The organism is Kosakonia cowanii JCM 10956 = DSM 18146 (genome assembly GCF_001975225.1).
In the GTDB taxonomy this organism is placed as follows: Bacteria; Pseudomonadota; Gammaproteobacteria; order Enterobacterales; family Enterobacteriaceae; genus Kosakonia; species Kosakonia cowanii.
Genome location: NZ_CP019445.1, coordinates 1,561,769 through 1,587,037, shown reverse-complemented (window position 1 = coordinate 1,587,037; position 25,269 = coordinate 1,561,769). Strand labels below are relative to the sequence as shown.

21 protein-coding genes and 2 tRNA genes are annotated in these 25,269 nt (G+C 54.2%); 19 read left to right on the top strand and 4 right to left on the bottom strand.

Annotated elements, in window-relative coordinates; all coding sequences use genetic code 11:
* Nucleotides 1-48: 48 nt before the first annotated feature.
* Nucleotides 49-1,482, bottom strand: a complete 1,434-nt coding sequence (gene dacB, locus BWI95_RS07310; RefSeq protein ID WP_076769255.1) for a serine-type D-Ala-D-Ala carboxypeptidase — start codon at nt 1,480-1,482, stop codon at nt 49-51.
* Between the two features lie 247 nt (nt 1,483-1,729).
* Between dacB and greA the strand changes: the two genes are divergently transcribed.
* A complete protein-coding gene (gene greA / locus BWI95_RS07305; protein ID WP_023480955.1) occupies nt 1,730-2,206 on the top strand; it encodes a transcription elongation factor GreA in 477 nt (158 codons plus the stop codon).
* Nucleotides 2,207-2,359: 153 nt separating this feature from the next.
* On the opposite strand, the gene yhbY is transcribed toward greA, so the two are convergent.
* Nucleotides 2,360-2,653 carry a ribosome assembly RNA-binding protein YhbY gene (gene yhbY, locus BWI95_RS07300; RefSeq protein WP_042712846.1) on the bottom strand — a complete coding sequence of 98 codons (294 nt, stop codon included), beginning with the start codon at nt 2,651-2,653 and terminating at the stop codon, nt 2,360-2,362.
* A 118-nt stretch (nt 2,654-2,771) separates the two neighbouring features.
* On the opposite strand from yhbY, the gene rlmE reads away from it, so the two are divergent.
* From rlmE to BWI95_RS07270, 6 genes are all read left to right on the top strand, one after another.
* Nucleotides 2,772-3,398, top strand: a complete 627-nt coding sequence (gene rlmE / locus BWI95_RS07295) for a 23S rRNA (uridine(2552)-2'-O)-methyltransferase RlmE (RefSeq protein WP_076769254.1) — start codon at nt 2,772-2,774, stop codon at nt 3,396-3,398.
* A gap of 102 nt (nt 3,399-3,500) precedes the next feature.
* Nucleotides 3,501-5,432, top strand: coding sequence for an ATP-dependent zinc metalloprotease FtsH (gene ftsH / locus BWI95_RS07290; protein ID WP_054802973.1), 1,932 nt, complete (start codon nt 3,501-3,503; stop codon nt 5,430-5,432).
* Nucleotides 5,433-5,529: 97 nt separating this feature from the next.
* Nucleotides 5,530-6,378, top strand: coding sequence for a dihydropteroate synthase (gene folP / locus BWI95_RS07285; protein ID WP_054802974.1), 849 nt, complete (start codon nt 5,530-5,532; stop codon nt 6,376-6,378).
* Nucleotides 6,371-7,708, top strand: coding sequence for a phosphoglucosamine mutase (gene glmM, locus BWI95_RS07280; RefSeq protein WP_054802975.1), 1,338 nt, complete (start codon nt 6,371-6,373; stop codon nt 7,706-7,708). Before folP ends, glmM begins: the two co-directional genes overlap by 8 nt.
* A 226-nt stretch (nt 7,709-7,934) precedes the next feature.
* Nucleotides 7,935-8,267 carry a preprotein translocase subunit SecG gene (gene secG, locus BWI95_RS07275; RefSeq protein WP_054802976.1) on the top strand — a complete coding sequence of 111 codons (333 nt, stop codon included), beginning with the start codon at nt 7,935-7,937 and terminating at the stop codon, nt 8,265-8,267.
* 20 nt (nt 8,268-8,287) lie between these two features.
* A tRNA-Leu gene (locus tag BWI95_RS07270) sits at nt 8,288-8,374 on the top strand.
* A 129-nt stretch (nt 8,375-8,503) separates the two neighbouring features.
* Here BWI95_RS07270 and argG read toward each other — a convergent pair.
* On the bottom strand, nt 8,504-9,850 hold the full coding sequence (argG, locus tag BWI95_RS07265) for an argininosuccinate synthase (protein ID WP_023481007.1): 1,347 nt from the start codon (nt 9,848-9,850) through the stop codon (nt 8,504-8,506).
* Nucleotides 9,851-10,227: 377 nt separating this feature from the next.
* Here argG and BWI95_RS07260 point away from each other — a divergent pair.
* The 12 genes from BWI95_RS07260 (at nt 10,228) to mtr (ending at nt 23,926) form a co-directional block, all read left to right on the top strand.
* A tRNA-Met gene (locus BWI95_RS07260) sits at nt 10,228-10,304 on the top strand.
* Between the two features lie 209 nt (nt 10,305-10,513).
* A complete protein-coding gene (rimP, locus tag BWI95_RS07255; protein WP_017457352.1) occupies nt 10,514-10,966 on the top strand; it encodes a ribosome maturation factor RimP in 453 nt (150 codons plus the stop codon).
* A gap of 28 nt (nt 10,967-10,994) precedes the next feature.
* Entirely contained in the window at nt 10,995-12,482 is a 1,488-nt protein-coding gene (gene nusA / locus BWI95_RS07250) for a transcription termination factor NusA (protein ID WP_076769252.1), read from the top strand.
* A gap of 24 nt (nt 12,483-12,506) precedes the next feature.
* Nucleotides 12,507-15,221, top strand: coding sequence for a translation initiation factor IF-2 (gene infB / locus BWI95_RS07245; RefSeq protein WP_076769251.1), 2,715 nt, complete (start codon nt 12,507-12,509; stop codon nt 15,219-15,221).
* Between the two features lie 95 nt (nt 15,222-15,316).
* A complete protein-coding gene (rbfA, locus tag BWI95_RS07240) occupies nt 15,317-15,718 on the top strand; it encodes a 30S ribosome-binding factor RbfA (protein ID WP_023480926.1) in 402 nt (133 codons plus the stop codon).
* Nucleotides 15,718-16,665, top strand: a complete 948-nt coding sequence (gene truB / locus BWI95_RS07235) for a tRNA pseudouridine(55) synthase TruB (protein WP_076769250.1) — start codon at nt 15,718-15,720, stop codon at nt 16,663-16,665. Before rbfA ends, truB begins: the two co-directional genes overlap by 1 nt.
* A gap of 145 nt (nt 16,666-16,810) precedes the next feature.
* The gene (gene rpsO / locus BWI95_RS07230) at nt 16,811-17,080 is read left to right on the top strand and encodes a 30S ribosomal protein S15 (RefSeq protein WP_017457357.1); all 270 of its coding nucleotides are present in this window, start codon (nt 16,811-16,813) and stop codon (nt 17,078-17,080) included.
* Nucleotides 17,081-17,324: 244 nt separating this feature from the next.
* The gene (pnp, locus tag BWI95_RS07225) at nt 17,325-19,460 is read left to right on the top strand and encodes a polyribonucleotide nucleotidyltransferase (protein ID WP_076769249.1); all 2,136 of its coding nucleotides are present in this window, start codon (nt 17,325-17,327) and stop codon (nt 19,458-19,460) included.
* Nucleotides 19,461-19,569: 109 nt separating this feature from the next.
* A complete protein-coding gene (gene nlpI / locus BWI95_RS07220; protein ID WP_023481039.1) occupies nt 19,570-20,454 on the top strand; it encodes a lipoprotein NlpI in 885 nt (294 codons plus the stop codon).
* Between the two features lie 109 nt (nt 20,455-20,563).
* On the top strand, nt 20,564-20,644 hold the full coding sequence (gene yrbN / locus BWI95_RS24005) for a protein YrbN (RefSeq protein WP_124971232.1): 81 nt from the start codon (nt 20,564-20,566) through the stop codon (nt 20,642-20,644).
* Nucleotides 20,637-22,541, top strand: coding sequence for a DEAD/DEAH family ATP-dependent RNA helicase (locus tag BWI95_RS07215; protein ID WP_076769248.1), 1,905 nt, complete (start codon nt 20,637-20,639; stop codon nt 22,539-22,541). The genes yrbN and BWI95_RS07215 overlap by 8 nt, the downstream gene beginning before the upstream one ends.
* Before the next feature lie 140 nt (nt 22,542-22,681).
* On the top strand, nt 22,682-23,926 hold the full coding sequence (gene mtr, locus BWI95_RS07210; RefSeq protein ID WP_076769247.1) for a tryptophan permease: 1,245 nt from the start codon (nt 22,682-22,684) through the stop codon (nt 23,924-23,926).
* 221 nt (nt 23,927-24,147) lie between these two features.
* Here mtr and BWI95_RS07205 read toward each other — a convergent pair whose 3' ends face one another.
* The gene (locus BWI95_RS07205; RefSeq protein ID WP_054802979.1) at nt 24,148-25,155 is read right to left on the bottom strand and encodes a luciferase-like monooxygenase; all 1,008 of its coding nucleotides are present in this window, start codon (nt 25,153-25,155) and stop codon (nt 24,148-24,150) included.
* Between the last annotated feature and the right edge of the window lie 114 nt (nt 25,156-25,269).

Sequence of the window (25,269 nt, the reverse complement as noted above, 5' to 3'; positions counted from 1 at the left end):
AGAGATAAAAAAATGCCGGGTCAGCATGATGCTTCCCGGCATTTTTTATTAGTTGTTCTGATAGATATCTTTGTAGAGGCGGCTTTCGAAACGCACCAGCGGAATACGGCGATTGCGCTGATCGGCGGGTTCAACCGCATACCCCGAAAGATACTGCACAAATGCCATTCGCTGACCGCTGGCGGTGGTGATAAACCCTGCCAGGTTATAAACACCCTGCAGCGAGCCTGTTTTGGCTGATACCTTACCGTCGACGCCCGCTTCATGCAGCCCTGCGCGGTATTGCAGCGAGCCGTCATAGCCTGCCAGCGGCAACATCGAGATAAAGTTAAGCTCGGTATCATGCTGGGCAATATATTGCAGCACCTGCATCATGGTCGCCGGTGCGAGCAGGTTATGGCGCGAGAGGCCGGAACCATCCGCAATAATAGTGTTGCCCAGATCGACCCCGGCCTGCTGGCGCAGGATCTGCCTGACTGCGTCCGAACCCGCTCGCCAGGTGCCCGGCACGCCAAAGCGCGCATGGCCAATCATGCGAAAGACGGTATCCGCAATCATGTTGTCGGACTTCTTCAGCATGATCTTCAGCAGATCGTGTAACGGCGCGGATTGTTTACTGGCGATAACGGTACCGGGCTGATTGACCTGCGTCTGGCGCAGCAGCGTGCCGGTATAGGTAATGCCCGCCTGCGTTAGCTCCTGCTTGAGAATAGCCCCTGCATAGCTGGCACCATCCTGCACGGCGAAGGCGAGCGGCAACGGATCGGCGCGCTGAGGCAAACAGCCTGTTAACGTGAACCGGTTGAGATCGCCCGGCACCACATCCAGTTCGCAATATTGTGCTTCGGCCGATCCGCGCGCCAGGGTGCGTACCTGGCTGAACATGTTCACCGGATAGTAAGAGGCGACCCGGATGTAGGCCAAATCACCCGCGTTTTGCGCGCTATACAGCGAAATGGAAAAACAGTTGCGATCGATGATGGCAGCGGCGGGCGGCGCACTAAAGCACTGCGTCATATCGTTCCACGGCCAGCCCGGCGCTTTGTCATGACTGGCGAAGATCGAGGTATCGATCAGCACGTTGCCATCGATTTTTTGCACGCCTGATTTTTTAAGCGTTGCGACCATATTGCGAATATCCTGACGTTTTAGCGTCGGATCGCCACCAAATCGTGCAACTAAGTCGCCTTTTAGCGTACCGCCGTCGACAGAACCTTTGCTTTCCAGCGTGGTTGTAAAGCGAAAGTCCGGCCCCAGTTGTAGGAGTGCAGCCAGCGCGGTGATCACTTTCTGGGTGCTCGCCGGCAACGCCATCTGTTTGGCGTGATAATCAATTTCGGGAGCCTCGGCGCCGACCTTCTGTACCATCAACGCCAGGTTGGCACCATCCGGAAGCTGGTTGATGTACTCGTCGACATTCGCGGCCTGAACATTCAGGGCTATACTGGTGGACAATCCGATGATAAAGCTGGGAAATCGCATAATCTCGCGCTAACAAGCTGGAAACAGGCCGACATACTACGGCGCATCGACCCGGAAAGTAAACGATGACCCACGGTGAACTTCCGGTTAAAATACGTATCAAATTGAAAAATTGCGCTGACCTGGGGCTTTGTCTCCGGGTCAGTTTTCTTTTGCTCCTGCCCGGCTGTTTACGCCTGAATGCGGGGAGGTAACGCTGACGGGGTGGGGGACTACTCCTAACAGGAATGTTTAAGAGGTATAACAAATGCAAGCTATTCCGATGACCCTACGTGGTGCAGAAAAACTGCGCGAAGAGCTGGAGTTTTTAAAAACCGTTCGTCGCCCTGAAATCATCGCCGCTATTGCGGACGCCCGCGAGCATGGCGATCTCAAAGAGAACGCTGAATACCACGCCGCGCGTGAGCAGCAGGGCTTTTGTGAAGGCCGCATTAAAGATATCGAAGCGAAACTGTCGAATGCGCAGGTTATCGATATCTCCAAAATGCCAAAAAATGGCCGCGTCATTTTCGGTTCCACGGTCACCGTGCTGAACCTGGATAACGACGAAGAGCAAACTTACCGCATCGTTGGCGATGACGAAGCCGACTTTAAGCAGAATCTTATCTCGGTGAACTCGCCTATCGCACGAGGCCTGGTGGGGAAAGAGCAGGATGATGTGGTTGTCATTCGCACCCCTGGCGGCGAAGTGGAATATGAAATCATCAAGGTGGAATATCTTTGATTGCAGCGTCAGCGTTAATTGTTGACGGATTGTAAAGATAAGAAAAAGGCCGCATTGCGGCCTTTTATGAACTCCAGGAGCGTGGCATTTTGCTCATCTGCTGGCGGAAACCCCTCGTTTTACACTGATTTTGTGTTCAACTCAGGATATCCTTTAGCGCGGCAGCGAAATTTTACGCTCTGCGGTCGGGCGATAAAGCACCAGCGTTTTGCCGATGACCTGGACATTACAGGCACCGGTTTCGCGAACGATAGCTTCCACGATCAAGGTTTTAGTTTCTCTCTCTTCAGAGGCGATCTTCACCTTGATAAGTTCATGGTGCACAAGCGCTTGTTCAATCTCGGCCAGTACCCCTTCGGTCAAACCATTGTTGCCAAGCATAACTACCGGCTTGAGCGGATGTGCCAGACCTTTCAGGTGCTGTTTTTGTTTAGTACTCAGATTCATCGTATATTTTGCTTACGTTGGGATTGAAAACGGGTCATTCTACCGCCATCTCCTCTGTATCGCCAAATTGCGCGTCGAAATTTCTCGGTGTCGCCGATGAAACCGGATGGAAAGTTAAATGACAGGTAAAAAGCGTTCTGCCAGTTCAAGCCGCTGGCTTCAGGAACACTTTAGCGATAAATATGTTCAACAGGCGCAGAAAAAAGGGTTACGTTCCCGTGCCTGGTTTAAACTTGATGAAATACAGCAAAGTGACAAGATTTTTAAACCGGGGATGACCGTAGTTGACCTGGGTGCTGCACCCGGTGGATGGTCGCAGTATGCGGTAACACAGATTGGTGGGAACGGGCGCATCATCGCGTGCGATCTTTTACCGATGGATCCAATCGTCGGCGTAGACTTCCTTCAGGGCGATTTTCGTGATGAATTAGTTCTGAAAGCGTTACTGGAACGTGTTGGTGACAGTAAAGTTCAGGTTGTCATGTCAGATATGGCGCCTAATATGAGCGGAACGCCAGCGGTTGATATTCCCCGCTCTATGTATCTGGTAGAGCTGGCGCTGGAGATGTGCCGCGATGTGTTAGCGCCAGGCGGTAATTTTTTAGTGAAAGTGTTCCAGGGCGAAGGTTTCGATGAGTACCTTACGGAAATTCGCTCCCTGTTTACGAAGGTTAAAGTGCGTAAACCGGACTCTTCGCGTGCTCGTTCGCGCGAAGTGTATATTGTAGCGACCGGGCGAAAATGATACCCCGTTGATTTCGGCCTTCGGTTTGAATGAAACGGGATATGTTGTATCCTGCCGCTGTTTTTAACACAGTTGTAATATGAGGTTAATCCCTTGAGTGACATGGCGAAAAACCTAATACTCTGGCTGGTCATTGCCGTCGTGCTGATGTCAGTATTCCAGAGCTTTGGGCCCAGCGAGTCAAATGGCCGTAAGGTGGATTACTCTACCTTCCTGCAAGAGGTCAACCAGGACCAGGTTCGCGAAGCGCGTATCAACGGACGTGAGATCAACGTTACCAAGAAAGATAGTAACCGTTACACGACTTACATCCCGGTCAACGATCCTAAACTGCTCGACAACCTGCTGACTAAAAACGTCAAGGTTGTGGGTGAACCACCTGAAGAGCCGAGCCTGCTCGGTAACATCTTCATCTCCTGGTTCCCGATGCTGTTGCTGATTGGGGTATGGATTTTCTTCATGCGCCAGATGCAGGGCGGCGGTGGCAAAGGCGCCATGTCGTTCGGTAAGAGCAAAGCGCGCATGCTGACTGAAGATCAAATCAAAACCACTTTTGCCGACGTCGCGGGCTGCGATGAAGCGAAAGAGGAAGTGGGCGAGCTGGTTGAGTATCTGCGTGAGCCGAGCCGTTTCCAGAAACTGGGCGGTAAAATCCCGAAAGGCGTCCTGATGGTCGGCCCTCCGGGTACTGGTAAAACGCTGCTGGCGAAAGCGATCGCTGGCGAAGCGAAAGTGCCGTTCTTTACGATTTCCGGTTCTGACTTTGTTGAAATGTTTGTCGGCGTGGGTGCATCCCGCGTACGCGACATGTTTGAACAAGCCAAGAAAGCTGCACCGTGCATCATCTTTATCGATGAGATTGACGCCGTTGGCCGTCAGCGTGGCGCAGGTTTAGGCGGTGGTCACGATGAACGTGAGCAGACCCTGAACCAGATGCTGGTTGAGATGGATGGTTTCGAAGGCAATGAAGGCATCATCGTTATTGCTGCGACTAACCGTCCGGACGTACTCGACCCGGCGCTGCTGCGTCCAGGCCGTTTCGACCGTCAGGTTGTCGTTGGGTTGCCGGACGTTCGCGGTCGCGAGCAGATCCTGAAGGTGCATATGCGCCGTGTACCGCTGTCGCCGGATATTGACGCTGCGATTATCGCGCGTGGTACTCCGGGCTTCTCCGGTGCGGATCTGGCCAACCTCGTCAACGAAGCTGCGCTGTTTGCTGCGCGCGGTAACAAACGCGTTGTCTCGATGGTTGAGTTCGAAAAAGCGAAAGACAAAATCATGATGGGTGCGGAACGTCGCTCCATGGTGATGACGGAAGCGCAGAAAGAGTCTACCGCGTATCACGAAGCGGGCCATGCGATTATCGGTCGTCTGGTGCCGGAACACGATCCGGTACATAAAGTGACGATTATTCCGCGCGGTCGTGCGTTGGGCGTAACCTTCTTCCTGCCGGAAGGGGATGCGATTAGCGCCAGCCGTCAGAAGCTGGAGAGCCAAATCTCTACGCTGTATGGCGGTCGTCTCGCAGAAGAGATCATCTATGGTGTTGAGCATGTTTCTACCGGTGCGTCGAACGACATTAAAGTCGCGACCAACCTGGCACGTAACATGGTGACGCAGTGGGGCTTCTCGGACAAACTGGGTCCGCTGCTCTACGCCGAAGAAGAGGGCGAAGTGTTCCTCGGACGTTCCGTCGCGAAAGCGAAACATATGTCTGATGAAACTGCGCGTATTATCGACCAGGAAGTGAAAGCGCTGATTGAACGTAACTACAATCGTGCGCGTCAGATCCTGAACGAGAACATGGATATTCTCCATGCGATGAAAGATGCTCTGATGAAATATGAGACCATCGACGCACCGCAGATTGATGATCTGATGTCTCGTCGTGATGTACGTCCGCCAGCGGGCTGGGAAGATCCAGGCGCGAATAACTCTGACAGTAACGGTACCCCACGCGCGCCGCGTCCGGTTGATGAACCGCGTACGCCGAACCCGGGCAATACCATGTCAGAGCAGTTTGGCGACAAATAAGCTTTCTGCAGTTGATGAACTGTCTGTAACGAAACCCTGGGGCCTGCTCCGGGGTTTTTCTTTTCTGTTCAACCGTAATACCTTCAGGACTTCAGTCATGAAACTTCATGCCCAGGGCTCCACACTCGAGCTGTCTCATCCCCACGTGATGGGGATCCTCAACGTCACGCCGGACTCCTTTTCTGACGGCGGCAGCCACAACACGCTGATTGAGGCGGTCAAACACGCCAACCTGATGATTAACGCAGGGGCGACCATTGTGGATATCGGCGGTGAATCTACCCGGCCCGGTGCCGCTGAAGTGAGTGTTGATGAGGAGCTGGCGCGCGTTATCCCGGTTGTGGAAGCGATAGCGCAGCGCTTTGAAGTGTGGATCTCAGTTGATACCTCGAAGCCTGAAGTGATCCGGGAAGCGGCGCGGGCGGGCGCGCACATCATCAATGATATACGCTCTTTGACGGAGCCCGGCGCGCTTGAAGCAGCGGCACAAACCGGATTGCCTGTCTGCCTGATGCATATGCAGGGTCAACCGAAGACGATGCAGGAAGCGCCAAAATATGAGGACGTCTTTGCCGACGTAAACCGCTTTTTTGTGGAAAATATTGCGCGCTGCGAACGTGCAGGGATCGCAAAAGAAAAATTGTTGCTCGACCCTGGGTTCGGTTTCGGTAAGAATCTCTCCCACAATTATGCGCTGCTTGCCCGATTAGGCGAGTTTCACCACTTCGGTTTGCCGTTGTTGGCAGGAATGTCGCGTAAGACGATGATCGGCCAGTTATTAAATGTCGGGCCCACAGAGCGGTTAAGCGGCAGTCTGGCATGTGCAGTGATTGCTGCGATGCAGGGTGCGCAGATTATTCGTGTCCATGACGTAAAAGAAACGGTAGAAGCTATGCGGGTGGTGGAAGCCACACTGTCAGCGAAGGAAAATAAACGCTATGAGTAATCGTAAATATTTTGGCACTGATGGCATTCGTGGCCGTGTTGGCGACGCACCTATCACCCCGGATTTCGTTCTGAAACTGGGCTGGGCGGCAGGCAAGGTGCTGGCGCGTCACGGCTCACGTAAAATTATTATCGGCAAAGATACCCGCATCTCGGGCTATATGCTGGAATCGGCACTGGAAGCCGGGCTGGCCGCAGCCGGTCTCTCTGCTTCCTTTACCGGTCCGATGCCGACCCCTGCTGTCGCTTACCTGACACGTACTTTCCGCGCGGAAGCGGGGATTGTGATTTCTGCTTCCCATAACCCGTTCTATGACAACGGGATCAAGTTCTTCTCCATTGACGGCACTAAACTGCCGGACGCGGTTGAAGAGGCGATTGAAGCGGAGATGGAGAAAGAACTGACCTGTGTTGACTCTGCCGAATTAGGTAAAGCGAGCCGTATCGTCGATGCCGCTGGCCGTTATATTGAGTTCTGCAAAGCGACCTTCCCGAATGAGCTAAGCCTCAACAGCCTGAAAATTGTGGTGGATTGCGCCAATGGCGCGACATACCACATCGCCCCGAATGTCTTCCGCGAACTGGGTGCTAAAGTTATTGCGATTGGCTGCGATCCGGATGGCGTCAACATCAATGAAAAATGTGGTGCGACGGATGTGAAAGCGCTGCAAGATCGTGTTCTGGCAGAGAAGGCGGATCTGGGCATCGCTTTTGACGGCGACGGCGATCGTGTGATCATGGTTGACCACGAAGGTAATAAAGTCGATGGCGACCAGATTATGTATATCATCGCGCGTGAAGGGCTGCGTCAGGGACAGTTGCGCGGCGGTGCTGTCGGTACGCTGATGAGCAACATGGGTCTTGAGCTGGCGCTCAAGCAACTGGGCATTCCGTTTGCGCGCGCGAAAGTGGGCGACCGCTACGTGCTGGAAAAAATGCAGGAGAAAGGGTGGCGCATCGGTGCGGAAAACTCAGGCCATGTGATCCTGCTGGATAAAACCACCACGGGTGACGGGATTGTTGCCGGGTTGCAGGTAGTCGCGGCAATGGTGCGTAACCATATGACGCTGCACGACCTTTGCAGCGGCATGAAAATGTTCCCGCAGGTTCTGGTGAATGTGCGCTTTACCGCCGGTAATGGCGATCCGCTGGAAGATGAGAACGTTAAAGCCGTGATGGCAGAGGTTGAAGCGACGCTGGGGAACCGTGGTCGCGTGCTGCTGCGTAAGTCCGGCACTGAGCCATTAATCCGCGTGATGGTCGAAGGCGAAGATGAAGCGCAAGTTACCGCGCTGGCAAATCGCATCGCCGATGCGGTTAAAGCGGTTTAACGATTCGGTAAGTGGCTAAAAAGGCAGCTTTTGCTGCCTCTTTCTTCACCATAATGCACGCTTTTGCTGTTTTTTTCCGCACTTGATAAAAAGCGTCAAAATTGCCCTTGCGAAGGTCATTCGCTTTGGTTAGTATTCACACCCGCTTCAGTGGGAAAGCATGAAACATCCCGCGTTATTGGTTTGAAGCATTGGCTGCGGCAACCCCGCAAGGAACAGGTTGATTATGTACGAAGCTCTTTTAGTAGTTTTCCTTATTGTGGCTCTGGCTCTTGTAGCTCTGATTATGCTGCAGCAAGGTAAAGGCGCTGACATGGGAGCCTCCTTTGGCGCTGGCGCGTCCGGTACGCTGTTCGGTTCAAGTGGTTCTGGTAACTTCATGACTCGTGCAACTGCTGTGCTGGCAACACTGTTCTTTATTATTAGCCTTGTGCTGGGCAACATTAACAGCAATAAAACCAATAAGGGAAGCGAGTGGGAAAACCTGAGCGCACCGGCCAAGAGTGAACAGACTCAGCCAGCAGCGCCGGCGAAGCCGACCAGCGATATCCCGCAGTAAGTTGTGAAGAAGTAAGTCGTGCCGAGGTGGTGGAATTGGTAGACACGCTACCTTGAGGTGGTAGTGCCCAATAGGGCTTACGGGTTCAAGTCCCGTCCTCGGTACCAACATTCCGAAAGAAAGACATCGAAAGATGTCTTTTTTTTCGTCTGTCGTTTGTGTGCCTGAATGGTTTGGCTACTCAACCGACAATAAAAAAGCGCCCGCAGGCGCTTTTTGTATTTCAGTGGCGGCGATTATTTCTTATCGCTGTGCTCCAAGTTTTCAACCTGCGGCAGGCCATTACCTGCGGTGGTGGAGATCAGGCCAGTCTGTACATAGTTGAAGAGCTTGGCGCGAGTATCGGTGATGTCGAGGTTACGCATCGTCAACTGACCAATACGATCGTCCGGCGAGAATACCGAGTCGCCTTTCTCCATGGTCAGACGCTCTGCCTGGTAGGTCAGATTGTCGGAAACCGTATTGAGGATTGAGTAGTCATTCCCGCGACGCAGCTCGAGCGTCACTTCGCCAGTAATAGCACTTGCCACCCAACGTTGCAGAGCATCACGCAGCATCAGCGCTTGCGGATCGAACCAGCGGCCCTGATAGAGCAGGCGTCCAAGCTGACGACCATGCGCATGATACTGCTCAATGGTGTCTTCGTTATGAATGCCGGTCAGCAGACGTTCGTAAGCGATATGCAGCAGCGCCATCCCCGGGGCTTCATAGATGCCGCGGCTTTTCGCTTCAATGATACGGTTTTCGATCTGATCGCTCATGCCCAGACCGTGACGGCCACCAATACGGTTGGCTTCCATCATCAGTTCGACATCGTCGCTGAAGGTTTTGCCATTCAGCGCAACAGGGTGGCCCTGTTCAAAACGTACGGTAACTTCCTCGGCCGGGATCTTCACGCTCTCATCCCAGAATTTCACGCCCATAATCGGGTTAACGATTTTGACGCTGGAGTTGAGGAACTCGAGATCCTTCGCTTCGTGGGTGGCACCCAGCATATTGGAGTCCGTCGAGTAGGCTTTTTCGGCCGACATTTTGTAATCGAAGCCCGACGCGGTCATGAATTCGGACATTTCCTGACGGCCGCCAAGCTCGTCGATAAAGTCAGTATCGAGCCATGGTTTGTAGATCTTCAGCTCGGCATTGGTCAGCAGGCCATAACGATAGAAACGTTCGATATCGTTGCCTTTATAGGTGCTGCCGTCACCCCAGATATTGACACCATCCTCTTTCATGGCCGCAACCAGCATGGTGCCGGTTACCGCACGACCGAGTGGGGTGGTATTGAAATAGGTTAAACCGCCGGTGGTATTATGGAACGCCCCGCACTGAATAGCCGCGATGCCCTCAGCGACCAGCTGTTTACGACAATCGATCAGGCGAGCATTTTCTGCACCGTACTCTTTCGCGCGACGCGGGATCGCCTCATAGTCATCCTCGTCAGGCTGGCCCAGGTTGGCAGTATATGCATAAGGAACTGCGCCTTTCTGACGCATCCACAGCAGCGCTGCGCTGGTGTCCAGACCGCCTGAAAAAGCAATACCAATACGTTGACCTGCGGGAAGATGCTTGAGAATCGTTGTCATAAAAAAATCCCTGCTTGATAGACTGATGGTGAGAGACTTAACAGCCACGCCACGCTATTTGTACCACTCATTCTTACATCTTTAGTGAATGGTTATGCAAAATAAATGAGTTTTCATTTAATCATCTTTTGGCGCGGACCGGAAGAGAGAAGCGCAATTTTCATTGTATAACTGAAAGAAAAAGCGGCATCTGTGCATAAAAACTCTCTTAATAATATGCAACAACGGCGGAGCACGTGATGCTATAGATGAGCGGTTGACACAACGCGATGTTTTTCAATATACTGCAAGCCGGTTTTACGTCCCGTCTTCGGTACCAAATCCCAGCATTATTTGCAAGTTGACGCTCAATCGAGTAAAATTTGCCACGTTTCAGGCGCGGGGTGGAGCAGCCTGGTAGCTCGTCGGGCTCATAACCCGAAGGTCGTCGGTTCAAATCCGGCCCCCGCAACCACTTTCCCTTAGTGTTCTTTTTCAAATATACTGTGAAGACTTAACGCCTTCTTTAGCGGGATTTGAAAAGAGTTCTTCCGGAAGGTTATCCAGGCCGCAGTTGCGGCTATAGGGTTCAGTTATTTAAAGCCCCGATTTATCGGGGTTTTTTGTTATCTGAGTACGAAATAACTGGGCTATATGCCCTTTTTTTATGTCTTGGGGGTGGACTTGTCCACATTAGAGCAAAAATTAACAGAGATGATTACGGCGCCGGTTGAAGCACTGGGCTACGAACTGGTCGGTATCGAATTTGTGCGTGGTCGCACATCTACGCTGCGCATCTATATTGATAGTGAAGATGGCATCAATGTTGATGATTGCGCTGATGTCAGCCACCAGGTCAGTGCGGTACTGGATGTCGAAGATCCCATTACCGTTGCGTATAACCTGGAAGTTTCCTCACCAGGTCTTGAGCGACCTTTGTTTACGGCTGAGCACTACGCGCGCTTTAAGGGCGACGAAGTTTCGCTGGTGCTGCGGATGGCGGTGCAGAACCGTCGTAAGTGGCAGGGCATCATTAAAGATGTCGATGGCGAAATGATCACCGTTACGGTCGAAGGTAAAGATGAAGTGTTCGCCTTGAGCAATATTCAAAAAGCGAACCTGGTCCCCCACTTTTAACAGTCTGGATTGAGGTGAAAGGCCCCCAATGAACAAAGAAATTTTGGCTGTTGTTGAAGCTGTTTCTAACGAAAAGTCGCTTCCGCGTGAAAAAATCTTTGAAGCGCTGGAAAGTGCTCTGGCTACAGCAACCAAGAAAAAATATGAGCAAGAGATTGATGTGCGTGTAAGCATCGATCGTAAAAGCGGTGATTTCGACACATTCCGTCGCTGGCTAATCGTTGAAGAAGTGACGCAGCCGACGCGTGAAATCACTCTCGAAGCGGCACGTTACGAAGATGAGAGCCTGAACCTCGACGATTACGTTGAAGATCAGATTGAATCCGTGACGTTTGACCGCATCACCACCCAAACCGCGAAGCAGGTTATCGTACAGAAAGTACGTGAAGCAGAGCGCGCAATGGTTGTCGATCAGTTCCGCGAACACGAAGGTGAAATCATCACCGGCGTGGTGAAAAAAGTGAACCGCGACAACATCACGCTGGATCTGGGCAGCAACGCTGAAGCCGTGATCCTGCGCGAAGATATGCTGCCGCGTGAAAACTTCCGTCCGGGCGACCGCATTCGCGGCGTGCTGTACGCAGTGCGCCCAGAAGCGCGCGGTGCGCAGCTGTTCGTTACGCGTTCCAAGCCGGAAATGCTGATTGAACTGTTCCGTATTGAAGTACCAGAAATCGGCGAAGAAGTTATCGAGATTAAAGCCGCAGCCCGCGATCCGGGTTCTCGCGCCAAAATTGCGGTGAAAACCAACGACAAGCGTATTGACCCGGTTGGGGCATGCGTTGGTATGCGTGGTGCCCGCGTTCAGGCCGTTTCTACCGAACTCGGCGGCGAACGTATCGATATCGTACTGTGGGACGACAACCCGGCCCAGTTCGTTATCAACGCAATGGCACCGGCTGATGTTGCTTCTATCGTGGTGGATGAAGATAAGCACACCATGGATATCGCTGTTGAAGCGGGCAACCTGGCGCAGGCGATTGGCCGTAACGGTCAGAACGTGCGTCTCGCGTCTCAGCTGAGCGGCTGGGAACTCAACGTTATGACCCTTGAAGATCTGCAGTCCAAGCATCAGGCTGAGGCTCACGCAGCGATTGATACCTTCACCCGTTATCTGGACATTGACGAAGATTTCGCCACTGTTCTGGTCGAAGAGGGTTTCTCAACGCTGGAAGAACTGGCCTATGTGCCAATCAAAGAGCTGCTGGAAATCGATGGCCTGGATGAAGACACCGTCGAAGCGCTGCGTGATCGTGCGAAAAGCGCACTGACTACTCTGGCGCTGGCGCAGGAAGAAAGCCTGGGGAATAAAGAACCGGCTGAAGACCTGCTGAACCTGGACGGTCTGGATCGTGCACTGGCTTTCAAACTGGCTGCTCGTGGTGTTTGTACGCTGGAAGACCTCGCCGAGCAAGGTGTGGATGACCTGAGCGATATCGAAGGGTTAACTGCCGACAAAGCCGGTGAGCTCATCATGGCCGCGCGTAATATTTGCTGGTTTGGTGACGAAGCGTAATAAACTGTAGCAGGAAGGAACAGCATGACAGATGTAACCGTAAAAACGCTGGCCGCTGAGATTCAAACCTCTGTGGACCGCCTGGTACAGCAATTTGCTGATGCAGGGATCCGCAAGTCTGCTGATGATTCAGTGACGGCGCAGGAAAAACAGACGCTGTTAGCGCATCTGAACCGTGAACACGGTTCTGCGCCTGATAAGCTGACGTTGCAGCGCAAAACGCGCAGCACATTAAATATTCAGGGCACCGGTGGGAAAAGTAAATCGGTGCAGATCGAAGTCCGTAAAAAGCGCACCTTTGTAAAACGCGATCCACAAGAGGCTGAACGTCTCGCTGCGGAAGAAGAGGCGATGCGTGAAGCGGAGGAGAAGGCCCGTCGTGAAGCAGAGGAAGCCGCTGAGCGAGAAGCCGAGGAAAAAGCCAAGCGTGAAGCCGAAGTGCGTCTGAAACGTGAAGCTGAAGAAAAAGCTAAACGTGAAAATGCCGAAAGCACGAAACGCGAAGCTGCGGAAAATAGCAAAGTGAGCAACCATCAAACTGACGAAGTGACCAGGGCAGCCCAGACGGAAAAAGCCCGTCGTGAATCCGAAGCGCAGGAACTTAAGCGTAAAGCGGAAGAAGAGGCTCGTCGTAAACTGGAAGAAAATGCACGTCGCGTAGCGGAAGAAGCCCGTCGAATGGCAGAACAGAACGAAGCAACCTGGACGGCAACGCCAGGCGAAGAAGAAGAGACGACCGGCGATTATCACGTCACCACCTCCCAGCATGCACGTCAGGCTGAAGATGATAACGATCGTGAAGTCGAAGGTGGCCGTAGCCGTACCCGTACCGCTAAAGCCCCGCGTCCGAAGAAAGGCAACAAGCACTCTGAAAGCAAAGCTGACCGTGAAGAAGCGCGCGCCGCGGTTCGCGGTGGTAAAGGCGGCCGTCAGCGTAAAGGCTCTGCACTGCAGCAGGGCTTCAACAAACCGGCCCAGGCCGTTAACCGTGACGTTGTGATCGGTGAAACCCTGACCGTCGGCGAGCTGGCTAACAAAATGGCAGTTAAAGGCTCTCAGGTCATCAAAGCGATGATGAAACTGGGCGCGATGGCAACCATCAACCAGGTCATCGACCAGGAAACCGCACAGCTGGTTGCGGAAGAGATGGGCCACAAAGTTATCCTGCGTCGTGAAAACGAGCTGGAAGAAGCGGTAATGAGCGACCGTGACACAGGTGCTGCGGTTGAACCACGCGCGCCGGTCGTGACCATCATGGGTCACGTTGACCACGGTAAAACCTCACTGCTGGACTACATACGTTCAACGAAAGTGGCATCCGCTGAAGCGGGCGGCATTACCCAGCACATCGGTGCTTACCACGTTGAAACCGACAACGGCATGATCACCTTCCTGGATACCCCAGGCCACGCCGCGTTTACCGCAATGCGTGCCCGTGGTGCTCAGGCAACGGATATCGTTGTTCTGGTTGTTGCAGCAGACGATGGCGTGATGCCGCAGACTATCGAAGCTATTCAGCACGCGAAAGCGGCGAAAGTGCCGGTAGTTGTTGCAGTGAACAAAATCGATAAGCCGGAAGCCGATCCGGATCGCGTTAAAAACGAACTCTCTCAGTACGGGATCATTCCGGAAGAGTGGGGCGGCGAAAGCCAGTTCGTACACGTCTCCGCGAAAGCCGGTACCGGTATCGACGACCTGCTGGATGCAATCCTGCTGCAGGCCGAAGTTCTGGAACTGCACGCTGTCCGTAACGGCATGGCGAGCGGTGTTGTTATCGAATCCTTCCTTGATAAAGGTCGTGGTCCGGTAGCTTCCGTCCTGGTGCGTGAAGGTACGCTGCATAAAGGCGACATCGTACTCTGCGGCTTCGAATATGGCCGTGTCCGTGCGATGCGTGACGAGCTGGGTCGTGAAGTGACCGAAGCGGGTCCGTCCATTCCGGTAGAAATCCTTGGCCTCTCCGGTGTTCCGGCGGCGGGTGATGAAGCCACCGTGGTACGTGACGAGAAGAAAGCGCGTGAAGTTGCGCTCTATCGTCAGGGCAAATTCCGCGAAGTTAAACTGGCTCGCCAGCAGAAATCTAAGCTGGAGAACATGTTTGCCAACATGACCGAAGGCGAAGTGCACGAAGTGAACATCGTGCTGAAAGCTGACGTTCAGGGCTCTGTGGAAGCTATCTCCGACTCGCTGCTGAAACTCTCTACTGAAGAAGTGAAAGTGAAGATTGTTGGCTCTGGCGTAGGTGGTATCACCGAAACCGACGCCACGCTTGCAGCTGCGTCTAACGCTATCCTGGTTGGCTTCAACGTTCGTGCCGATGCCTCTGCGCGTCGCGTGATCGAATCGGAAGGTCTGGATCTGCGTTACTACTCCGTCATCTATAACCTGATCGACGAAGTGAAAGCGGCGATGAGCGGTATGCTCTCACCTGAGCTGAAACAGCAGATCATCGGTCTGGCTGAAGTGCGCGATGTGTTCAAATCGCCGAAATTCGGCGCGGTTGCTGGCTGTATGGTTACCGAAGGCGTCGTCAAACGTCACAACCCGATCCGCGTCCTGCGCGACAACGTGGTTATCTATGAAGGCGAGCTGGAATCCCTGCGCCGCTTCAAAGATGACGTTAACGAAGTCCGTAACGGCATGGAGTGTGGTATCGGCGTTAAGAACTACAATGACGTACGTACCGGCGATATGATCGAAGTCTTCGAAATTATCGAAATTAAGCGCTCTATCGAATAATCGACGCATTAGCGCAACGTAGGCCGGGAGCGAAGCGCCACCCGGCAAGAGATATCTAAAGGGGCTACGGCCCCTTTTTAGTCTGGAGAAGTAATATGGCGAAAGAATTTGGTCGCCCGCAGCGCGTCGCTCAGGAGTTGCAAAAAGAGATTGCTACTATCCTGCAGCGTGAAATCAAAGATCCGCGCCTGGGCATGATGACCACCGTATCCGGTGTCGAAGTCTCCCGCGATCTGGCGTATGCCAAAGTGTTCGTGACTTTCCTGAATGACAAAGATGAAGAGTCGATCAAAGCGGGCATTAAAGCCCTGCACGACGCTTCCGGTTTTATCCGCTCCCTGCTGGGGAAAGCGATGCGTCTGCGTATCGTGCCGGAACTGACATTCTTCTACGACAACTCGCTGGTTGAAGGGATGCGCATGTCCAACCTGGTCACCAGCGTGGTGAAGCACGATGATGAACGTCGTGTGAACCCGGACGACAGCAAGGAGGACTGATGAGTCGTCCTCGTCGTCGCGGTCGCGACGTGCATGGCGTACTGCTGCTGGATAAGCAGCAGGGCGCATCAAGCAATGATGTCCTGCAGAAAGTAAAACGCCTCTATAACGCCAACCGTGCGGGTCACACCGGCGCGCTGGATCCGCTGGCAACCGGCATGCTGCCGATCTGCCTCGGTGAGGCGACAAAATTTTCTCAGTATCTGCTGGATTCCGATAAGCGCTACCGGGTAATTGCCCGCCTTGGCCAACGCACTGATACATCGGATGCCGATGGCCAGGTCGTTGAAGAGCGCCCGGTGACCTTTACCGCCGCAGAACTGGCGAGCGCACTGGAGAGCTTTCGCGGTAACACGCAGCAAATCCCTTCGATGTACTCGGCTCTGAAATACCAGGGTAAGAAGCTTTACGAGTATGCGCGTCAGGGCATTGAAGTGCCGCGTGAAGCGCGCCCCATAACCGTGTATGAACTGCTGTTTATCCGCCATGAAGGGGATGAGCTGGAGCTGGAAATCCACTGCTCAAAAGGGACGTACATTCGCACCATCATTGACGATCTGGGCGAAAAGCTGGGCTGTGGCGCGCATGTTATCTATTTGCGTCGTCTGGCGGTCAGCCGCTATCCGATTGAGCGGATGGTTACGCTTGAGCAGTTGCAGGCGTTAGTCCAGCAGGCCGAGCAGCAGGATGTTCCTGCGGCAGAGCTGCTCGATCCGCTGTTGATGCCGATGGATAGCCCGGCGTCCGATTTCCCTGTTGTAAACATCCCTACCGTGGTTGCTGCCTATTTCAAAAACGGCCAACCGGTGCGCGCTTCCACTACGCCGGCCGAAGGGCTGGTTCGCGTGACGGAAGGCGAAGAGGGCAAGTTTATCGGCATGGGCGAAATTGATGAGCAGGGGCGAGTTGCGCCGCGTCGTCTGGTTGTTGAGTATCCTGCTGACTGACGGGCTTACCTTGCGGGAATGCCCGACTACGAGTAGAATATTGCCGCTTAACGCCGGGCTATGTATTTAACATACCCGGCGTTAAACCTGGGGGAGCTGAATTAGAGATCGGCACCCTGTCATTCTTATATCACTGGAGTTGAAAATGTCTCTAAGCGTTGAAGCTAAAGCAAAAATCGTTTCCGAGTTTGGTCGTGGTTCTAACGACAGCGGTTCTACCGAAGTTCAGGTTGCACTGCTGACTGCTCAGATTAACCACCTGCAGGGTCACTTTGCAGAGCACAAGAAAGATCACCACAGCCGTCGTGGTCTGCTGCGTATGGTTTCTCAGCGTCGTAAACTGCTCGACTATCTGAAACGTAAAGACGTTGCACGCTACACCGCGCTGATCGAGCGTCTGGGTCTGCGTCGCTAAGTCTGGCGAGTTTCAAGAAGGGGCCTTTACGGCCCCTTTTTTCAACCAGGCGGCAGCAATTGGCACTAAACTGATGTATTGTTGCCAGGTATGATCTTCATTGCAGAGGTTCGCGCGGCTAATGAGAGGCTTTATCCGTAATGGGCGGGTTAAGGTTGTCATTAGTCGCGAGGATGCAAGAAGGTCCGGTTTAATTATCAGCACGCCCTGGGTGTGCTGATGTTCATTAAGAAAGGATAGAATTTTGCTGAATCCGATCATTCGTAAATTCCAATATGGTCAACACACCGTCACGCTGGAAACCGGCATGATGGCCCGTCAGGCAACCGCTGCCGTGATGGTAAGCATGGACGACACCGCGGTATTCGTTACCGTTGTTGGCCAGAAAAAAGCAAAACCAGGTCAGGACTTCTTCCCACTGACCGTTAACTACCAGGAGCGTACTTACGCTGCCGGTAAAATCCCGGGTGGCTTCTTCCGTCGTGAAGGCCGTCCAAGCGAAGGCGAAACCCTGATCGCGCGTCTGATTGACCGCCCGGTTCGCCCGCTGTTCCCGGAAGGTTTCGTCAACGAAGTCCAGGTTATCGCGACCGTGGTTTCCGTTAACCCGCAGGTTAACCCGGATATCGTGGCGATGATTGGTGCTTCTGCTGCACTTTCTCTCTCTGGTATTCCGTTCAACGGCCCGATCGGTGCCGCGCGCGTTGGTTACATCAACGACCAGTATGTGCTGAACCCGACTCAGGAAGAGCTGAAATCCAGCAAACTGGATCTGGTTGTTGCCGGTACCGAAGCAGCTGTGCTGATGGTTGAATCCGAAGCAGAACTGCTGAGCGAAGATCAGATGCTGGGCGCGGTGGTTTATGGCCACGAGCAGCAGCAGATTGTTATCCAGAACATCAACGATCTGGTGAAAGAAGCGGGTAAACCGCGCTGGGACTGGCAGCCGGAAGCGGTCAACGAAGCGCTGAACGCGCGCGTTGCAGCGCTGGCAGAATCCCGTCTGAGCGATGCTTACCGCATCACCGACAAACAGGAGCGTTACGCTCAGGTTGACGTGATCAAATCTGAAACCATCGCGACGCTGGTTGCAGAAGATGAGTCCCTGGACGCTAACGAGCTGGGCGAAATCCTGCACGCTATCGAGAAAAACGTTGTTCGTAGCCGCGTACTGGCAGGCGAACCGCGTATCGATGGCCGTGAAAAAGATATGATTCGTGGTCTGGACGTTCGTACCGGCGTTCTGCCGCGTACTCACGGCTCCGCACTCTTTACCCGTGGTGAAACGCAGGCGCTGGTAACAGCAACCCTGGGTACCGCACGTGACGCGCAGAACATCGACGAACTGATGGGCGAGCGCACTGACAGCTTCCTGTTCCACTACAACTTCCCTCCGTACTCCGTAGGTGAGACCGGTATGGTCGGTTCGCCGAAGCGTCGTGAAATTGGTCACGGTCGTCTGGCGAAACGCGGCGTGCTGGCTGTTATGCCGGAAGCTGATAAATTCCCGTACACCGTGCGTGTGGTTTCTGAAATCACCGAATCCAACGGTTCCTCTTCCATGGCTTCCGTGTGCGGCGCATCGCTGGCACTGATGGATGCAGGCGTACCGGTGAAAGCCGCTGTTGCCGGTATCGCAATGGGCCTGGTGAAAGAGGGCGAAAACTTTGTCGTTCTGTCTGACATCCTCGGCGATGAAGATCACCTGGGCGACATGGACTTTAAAGTGGCCGGTTCCCGCGACGGTATCTCTGCGCTGCAGATGGATATCAAAATCGAAGGCATCACCAAAGAGATCATGCAGGTTGCGCTGAACCAGGCGAAAGGTGCACGTCTGCATATCCTCGGCGTGATGGAGCAGGCGATTAACGCGCCGCGTGGCGATATCTCTGAGTTCGCGCCGCGTATCCACACCATCAAGATCAACCCGGACAAGATCAAAGACGTTATCGGTAAAGGCGGCTCCGTTATCCGTGCCCTGACCGAAGAGACCGGCACGACCATCGAAATCGAAGATGACGGTACCGTGAAAATCGCGGCAACCGACGGCGACAAAGCGAAATTCGCGATTCGTCGTATCGAAGAGATCACCGCTGAGATCGAAGTGGGCCGTATCTACAACGGTAAAGTCACCCGTATCGTCGACTTTGGTGCGTTTGTTGCCATCGGTGGCGGTAAAGAGGGCCTGGTGCACATTTCTCAGATCGCCGATAAGCGCGTAGAGAAAGTGACCGACTACCTGCAGATGGGTCAGGAAGTACCGGTGAAAGTTCTGGAAGTTGACCGCCAGGGCCGTATTCGTCTAAGCATTAAAGAAGCAACTGAACAAACTCAGCCTGTTGAAGCGTCAGAAGCGCCGCAAGCAGAACTGGGCGAGTAAGGTTTGCCTTTGCCCTCCGCGCAGGCGGAGGGCGTATTCTCAGGCAGGACGCCATGTTTGCAGCCGGGGGACAGGACGTTCATCCAATTGTTGTCTTCGGGAGTAGGAAATGAAGCCTTTTTTGCGCTGGTGTTTCGTTGCGACAGCTCTAACGCTGGCAGGATGCAGCAACTCTGCCTGGCGTAAGAGCGAAGTCCTCGCGGTGCCATTGCAACCGACTTTGCAGCAAGAAGTGATTCTGGCACGCATGGAACAAATTCTTGCCAGTCGGGCTTTATCCGATGATGAACGCGCACAGCTTTTATATGAGCGCGGAGTATTGTATGATAGTCTTGGTTTGAGGGCGTTGGCGCGGAATGATTTTTCACAAGCGCTGGCCATCCGACCCGATATGCCTGAAGTATTCAATTACTTAGGCATTTATTTAACGCAGGCAGGCAATTTTGATGCTGCCTATGAAGCGTTTGATTCTGTACTTGAGCTTGATCCAACTTACAACTACGCGCACTTAAACCGCGGCATCGCTCTGCACTATGGCGGTCGTGATAAGTTAGCGCAAGATGATCTGCTGGCGTTTTATCAAGACGATCCTAATGATCCTTTCCGTAGCCTGTGGCTTTACATCGTTGAGCGGAAGCTCGATGAGCACAAGGCGAAAGAAGCACTGAAACAGCGCTTCGAAAAATCGGACAAGGAACAATGGGGATGGAATATTGTCGAGTTCTACCTCGGTGACATTAGCGAATCTGAGCTAATGGATCGCCTGAAGGCGGACGCAACGGATAACACCTCGCTCGCTGAGCATCTCAGTGAAACCAACTTCTATTTAGGTAAGTACTACCTAAGTCTGGGGGATAAGGACAGCGCTACGGCACTGTTCAAATTAGCGGTTGCTAACAACGTCCACAACTTCGTTGAGCACCGTTATGCATTGTTGGAATTATCGCTCTTGGGCCAGGAGCAAGACGACCTGGCAGAATCGGACCAGCAATAGCTGACGACATAAACATCAGCCCGTAATCTTTTTTGATTGCCATCACCTTAACTGGTGAGGGCGTTGTTGTTCGTCAATACACCTACTTTGAGCCGGTTCACACTTTTCAATGAAAATTGCCAAATATTTTCACGATGAGTTATGTAGACTGGCCGCCAATGACATAGAGGCACTTGTACTACATGGCTGAATTCGAAACCACTTTTGCAGATCTGGGCCTGAAGGCTCCTATCCTTGAAGCCCTTAACGATCTCGGTTACGAAAAACCATCTCCGATCCAGGCTGAGTGCATTCCGCACCTGCTGAACGGTCGTGACGTGCTGGGCATGGCCCAGACTGGTAGCGGGAAAACCGCAGCGTTTTCTCTTCCGCTGCTTCATAACATCGATCCGGACCTGCGTGCGCCGCAGATCCTCGTGCTTGCTCCGACCCGCGAACTGGCGGTTCAGGTAGCTGAAGCGATGACCGATTTCTCTAAACACATGCATGGCGTGAACGTGGTTGCTCTTTATGGCGGCCAGCGTTATGACGTGCAATTACGCGCCCTGCGTCAGGGCCCGCAGATCGTTGTCGGTACGCCGGGACGTCTGCTGGATCACCTGAAACGCGGCACCCTGGACCTCTCCAAATTGAGCGGTCTGGTGCTGGATGAAGCCGACGAAATGCTGCGCATGGGCTTTATCGAAGACGTAGAAACTATCATGGCGCAGATCCCGGAAGGTCATCAGACCGCTCTGTTCTCCGCCACCATGCCGGAAGCGATTCGTCGCATTACCCGCCGCTTTATGAAAGAGCCGCAGGAAGTGCGCATTCAGTCCAGCGTGACAACTCGCCCGGACATCAGCCAGAGCTACTGGTCTGTCTACGGCATGCGTAAAAACGAAGCGCTGGTTCGCTTCCTTGAAGCAGAAGATTTTGATGCAGCGATCATCTTCGTGCGCACCAAAAACGCGACCCTGGAAGTGGCTGAAGCGCTGGAGCGCAACGGTTACAACAGCGCCGCGCTGAACGGTGACATGAACCAGGCCCTGCGTGAGCAGACTCTGGAGCGTCTGAAAGATGGTCGTCTGGACATCCTGATTGCAACCGACGTTGCGGCCCGTGGTCTGGACGTTGAGCGCATCAGCCTGGTTGTTAACTATGACATCCCGATGGACTCCGAGTCTTACGTTCACCGTATCGGCCGTACCGGTCGTGCGGGTCGTGCTGGCCGCGCTCTGCTGTTCGTTGAGAACCGCGAGCGTCGTCTGCTGCGCAACATCGAACGTACGATGAAGCTGACCATTCCGGAAGTAGAGCTGCCGAACGCAGAACTGCTGGGCACACGCCGTCTGGAAAAATTCGCCGCGAAAGTACAGCAGCAGCTGGAAAGCAGCGATCTGGACCAGTACCGTGCGCTGCTGGCGAAAATCCAGCCCTCTTCTGAAGAAGAGATGGATATCGAAACGCTGGCTGCCGCACTGCTGAAAATGGCACAGGGCGAACGTCCGCTGATCCTGCCGCCGGATGCACCGATGCGTCCTAAGCGTGAGTTCCGCGAGCGTGATGAGCGTTTCGAACGCCGCGGCGATCGTAACGACCGCAATGACCGTGGTCCGCGTACCGAACGTGCCGGTGAAGACCGTCCGCGTCGTGAGCGTCGCGATGTTGGTGATATGGAACTGTACCGTATTGAAGTGGGCCGTGATGACGGTGTCGAAGTTCGTCATATCGTTGGTGCAATCGCCAACGAAGGCGACATCAGCAGCCGCTACATCGGCAACATCAAGCTGTTCGGTTCTCACTCCACCATTGAGCTGCCGAAAGGCATGCCGGGCGAGGTTCTGCAGCACTTTACCCGCACGCGTATTCTCAACAAACCGATGAATATGCAACTGCTGGGCGATGCACAGCCGCGTGAGCGCAGCGAACGCCGTCCTGGCGGCGGTGAGCGTCGTAGCTTCGGCGGCGGCGAGCGTCGTGAAGGTGGCCGCGGTCCGCGTCGTGATGGTGCAGCACCTGCTGGTGCAGGCCGTTTCGGCGGTGAACGTCGTGAAAATCGTGGCCCGCGCCGCGAAGAAGGCACAACCCGTCGTCGTGACGCGTAAACCTTACGCTTCAAACGTAAAGTAATAGATACAGCCCCGATCGAAAAGATTGGGGCTTTTTTATCCGCAATGTACTCCTGTACTGGTACAATGCATCGGCTTTACTTTCGGCATAGCGCCATTACAGGAGAACGTTTCAGATGTCGACACTGACAACCACCCAGGCTTCCCCTTCGCTGTTCGGCGGAGTGGTGATTATCGGCGGCACAATTATTGGCGCAGGCATGTTTTCCCTGCCGGTGGTCATGTCCGGCGCGTGGTTCTTCTGGTCGCTTCTGGCACTGGTGTTTACCTGGTTCTGCATGCTGCACTCGGGCCTGATGATACTTGAGGCCAACCTCAACTACCGCAGCGGCGCGAGCTTCGACACCATCACCAAAGATCTGCTGGGCAAAGGGTGGAACCTGATCAACGGCCTCTCTATCGCCTTTGTGCTCTACATCCTGACCTACGCCTACATCTCGGCGAGCGGCTCGATCCTGCACCACACCTTTGCTGAAATGTCGCTGGATGTTCCGCCACGGCTGGCAGGGCTGGGGTTTGCGCTGCTGGTAGCGTTTATCGTCTGGCTCTCAACCCACGCAGTCAGCCGCATGACGGCGATTGTGCTGGGCGCAAAAGTGATCACTTTTTTCCTCACCTTCGGCAGCCTGCTCGGGCATGTGCAGCCGGCAACGCTGTTTAACGTGGCGCAGAGCGGCGCCTCTTACACGCCCTACCTGCTGATGACGTTGCCGTTCTGTCTCGCCTCCTTCGGCTACCACGGCAACGTGCCGAGCCTGATGAAATATTACGGCAAGGATCCGCGCGTGATTACCCGCTGCCTGGTCTACGGTACGCTGCTGGCGCTCGGGCTGTATGTGATTTGGTTACTGGTGACGATGGGGAATATTGCCCGTCCGGCGTTTATCGATATCGCGGCTAAAGGCGGCAATATCGATGTGCTGGTGCAGGCGTTGAGCGGCGTGCTGAACAGCCGCAGCCTCGATCTGCTGCTGGTTATCTTCTCTAACTTTGCCGTTGCCAGCTCTTTCCTCGGCGTGACGCTCGGGCTGTTCGATTACCTGGCGGATCTCTTTAAGTTTGACGACGCGCCGCTGGGGCGTTTTAAGACCGCGCTGCTGACATTCCTGCCGCCGATTATTGGGGGGCTGCTGTGGCCGAACGGCTTTTTATACGCCATTGGTTATGCGGGTTTAGCCGCCACGATCTGGGCAGCGATTGTGCCAGCGCTGCTGGCGAATGCTTCACGTAAACGCTTCGGCAGCCCGGCGTTTCGCGTCTGGGGCGGTAAACCGATGATTGTTTTGATCCTGCTTTTCGGCGCAGGCAACGCGGTGGTGCATCTGTTATCGAGCTTTAACCTGCTGCCGGTCTATCACTAATCTAACCCGGCCTGCACAATTATGTAGGCCGGATAAGCGCATCACCATCTGGCATAAACACCGCACGATCCCGTAGGCCGGATAAGCGCAGCACCATCCGGCATAAAGACCGCACGATCCCGTAGGCCGGATAAGCGCAGCGCCATCCGGCATAAACACCGCACGATCCCCGTAGGCCGGATAAGCGTCAGCGCCATCCGGCACACAAGCCAGGCAACGTTCTAACCGAACAACGCCTCTTTCACCTGCATCGCCAGCTCAAACGAGTGCAGCCGCGCCTGGTGATCGAAAATCTGCCCGTTAACCATAATCTCATCCGCCTGGGTTTCCCGCAGGATCGATTCAAGACCGTGGCGCACTTTCGCTTTATCACCCACCAGCGACATGCTCAGCGCCTGCTGCACGCCATACTTTTCAGACGGCGACCAGAAGTGATCCATATTCTCAATCGGCGGCGGAAGCTGGCTCGTCTCACCACGGCGCAGCTTCACAAACGCCTGCTGCATCGAGGTAAAGAGATACTCCGCATCGCGGTTGCTATCGGCGGCGACAATATTGATACACACCATCGCATAGGGTTTTTCCAGCCGCGCGGAGGGTTTGAACTGGGTGCGATAGAGATGCAGCGCCTGGAACAGCATATCCGGCGCAAAGTGTGAGGCGAAGGCAAACGGCAGACCCAATTGGGCGGCAAGCTGCGCACTGTAAAGGCTGGAGCCTAACAGCCACACCGGGATCTTCTCACCGTAACCCGGCACCGGGCGCACGTGCGGGTTCGGATCGTTGGCGTCAAACCAGTCGACCAGCTCCCTCACATCGCGCGGGAAATTATCAACATCGCCGCTCATATGGCGGCGCAGCGCCATCATCGTGCGCTGATCGCTGCCCGGCGCGCGGCCAAGCCCGAGATCGATACGTCCCGGATAGAGCGTATTCAGCGTACCGAACTGCTCGGCAATCACCAGCGGAGCGTGGTTCGGCAGCATCACGCCGCCAGAGCCGAGACGCAGGGTTTGCGTATTCGCTGCCAGGTAACCGATCAATACAGACGTCGCCGCGCTGGCGATCCCGGTCATGTTGTGGTGCTCCGCCAGCCAGAAGCGATCGTAACCGCGCTTCTCCGCCAGCTTCGCCAGATCGAGGGAATGGGTAAACGCGTCACGCGCGCTTGAGTTTTGTGGAATCGGCGCTAAATCCAGCACCGAAAACGCAACGGTTTTCTCAGACATAAACACTCACTTTGCTACAGCATCGTCATCAGATTGAAGGTCTTCTTCCAGCCTGGCGCAAGGAGCCGCGTCAGGCCAGAAAAGCTGCAACTTTCATACTGCATGAACGGGCGG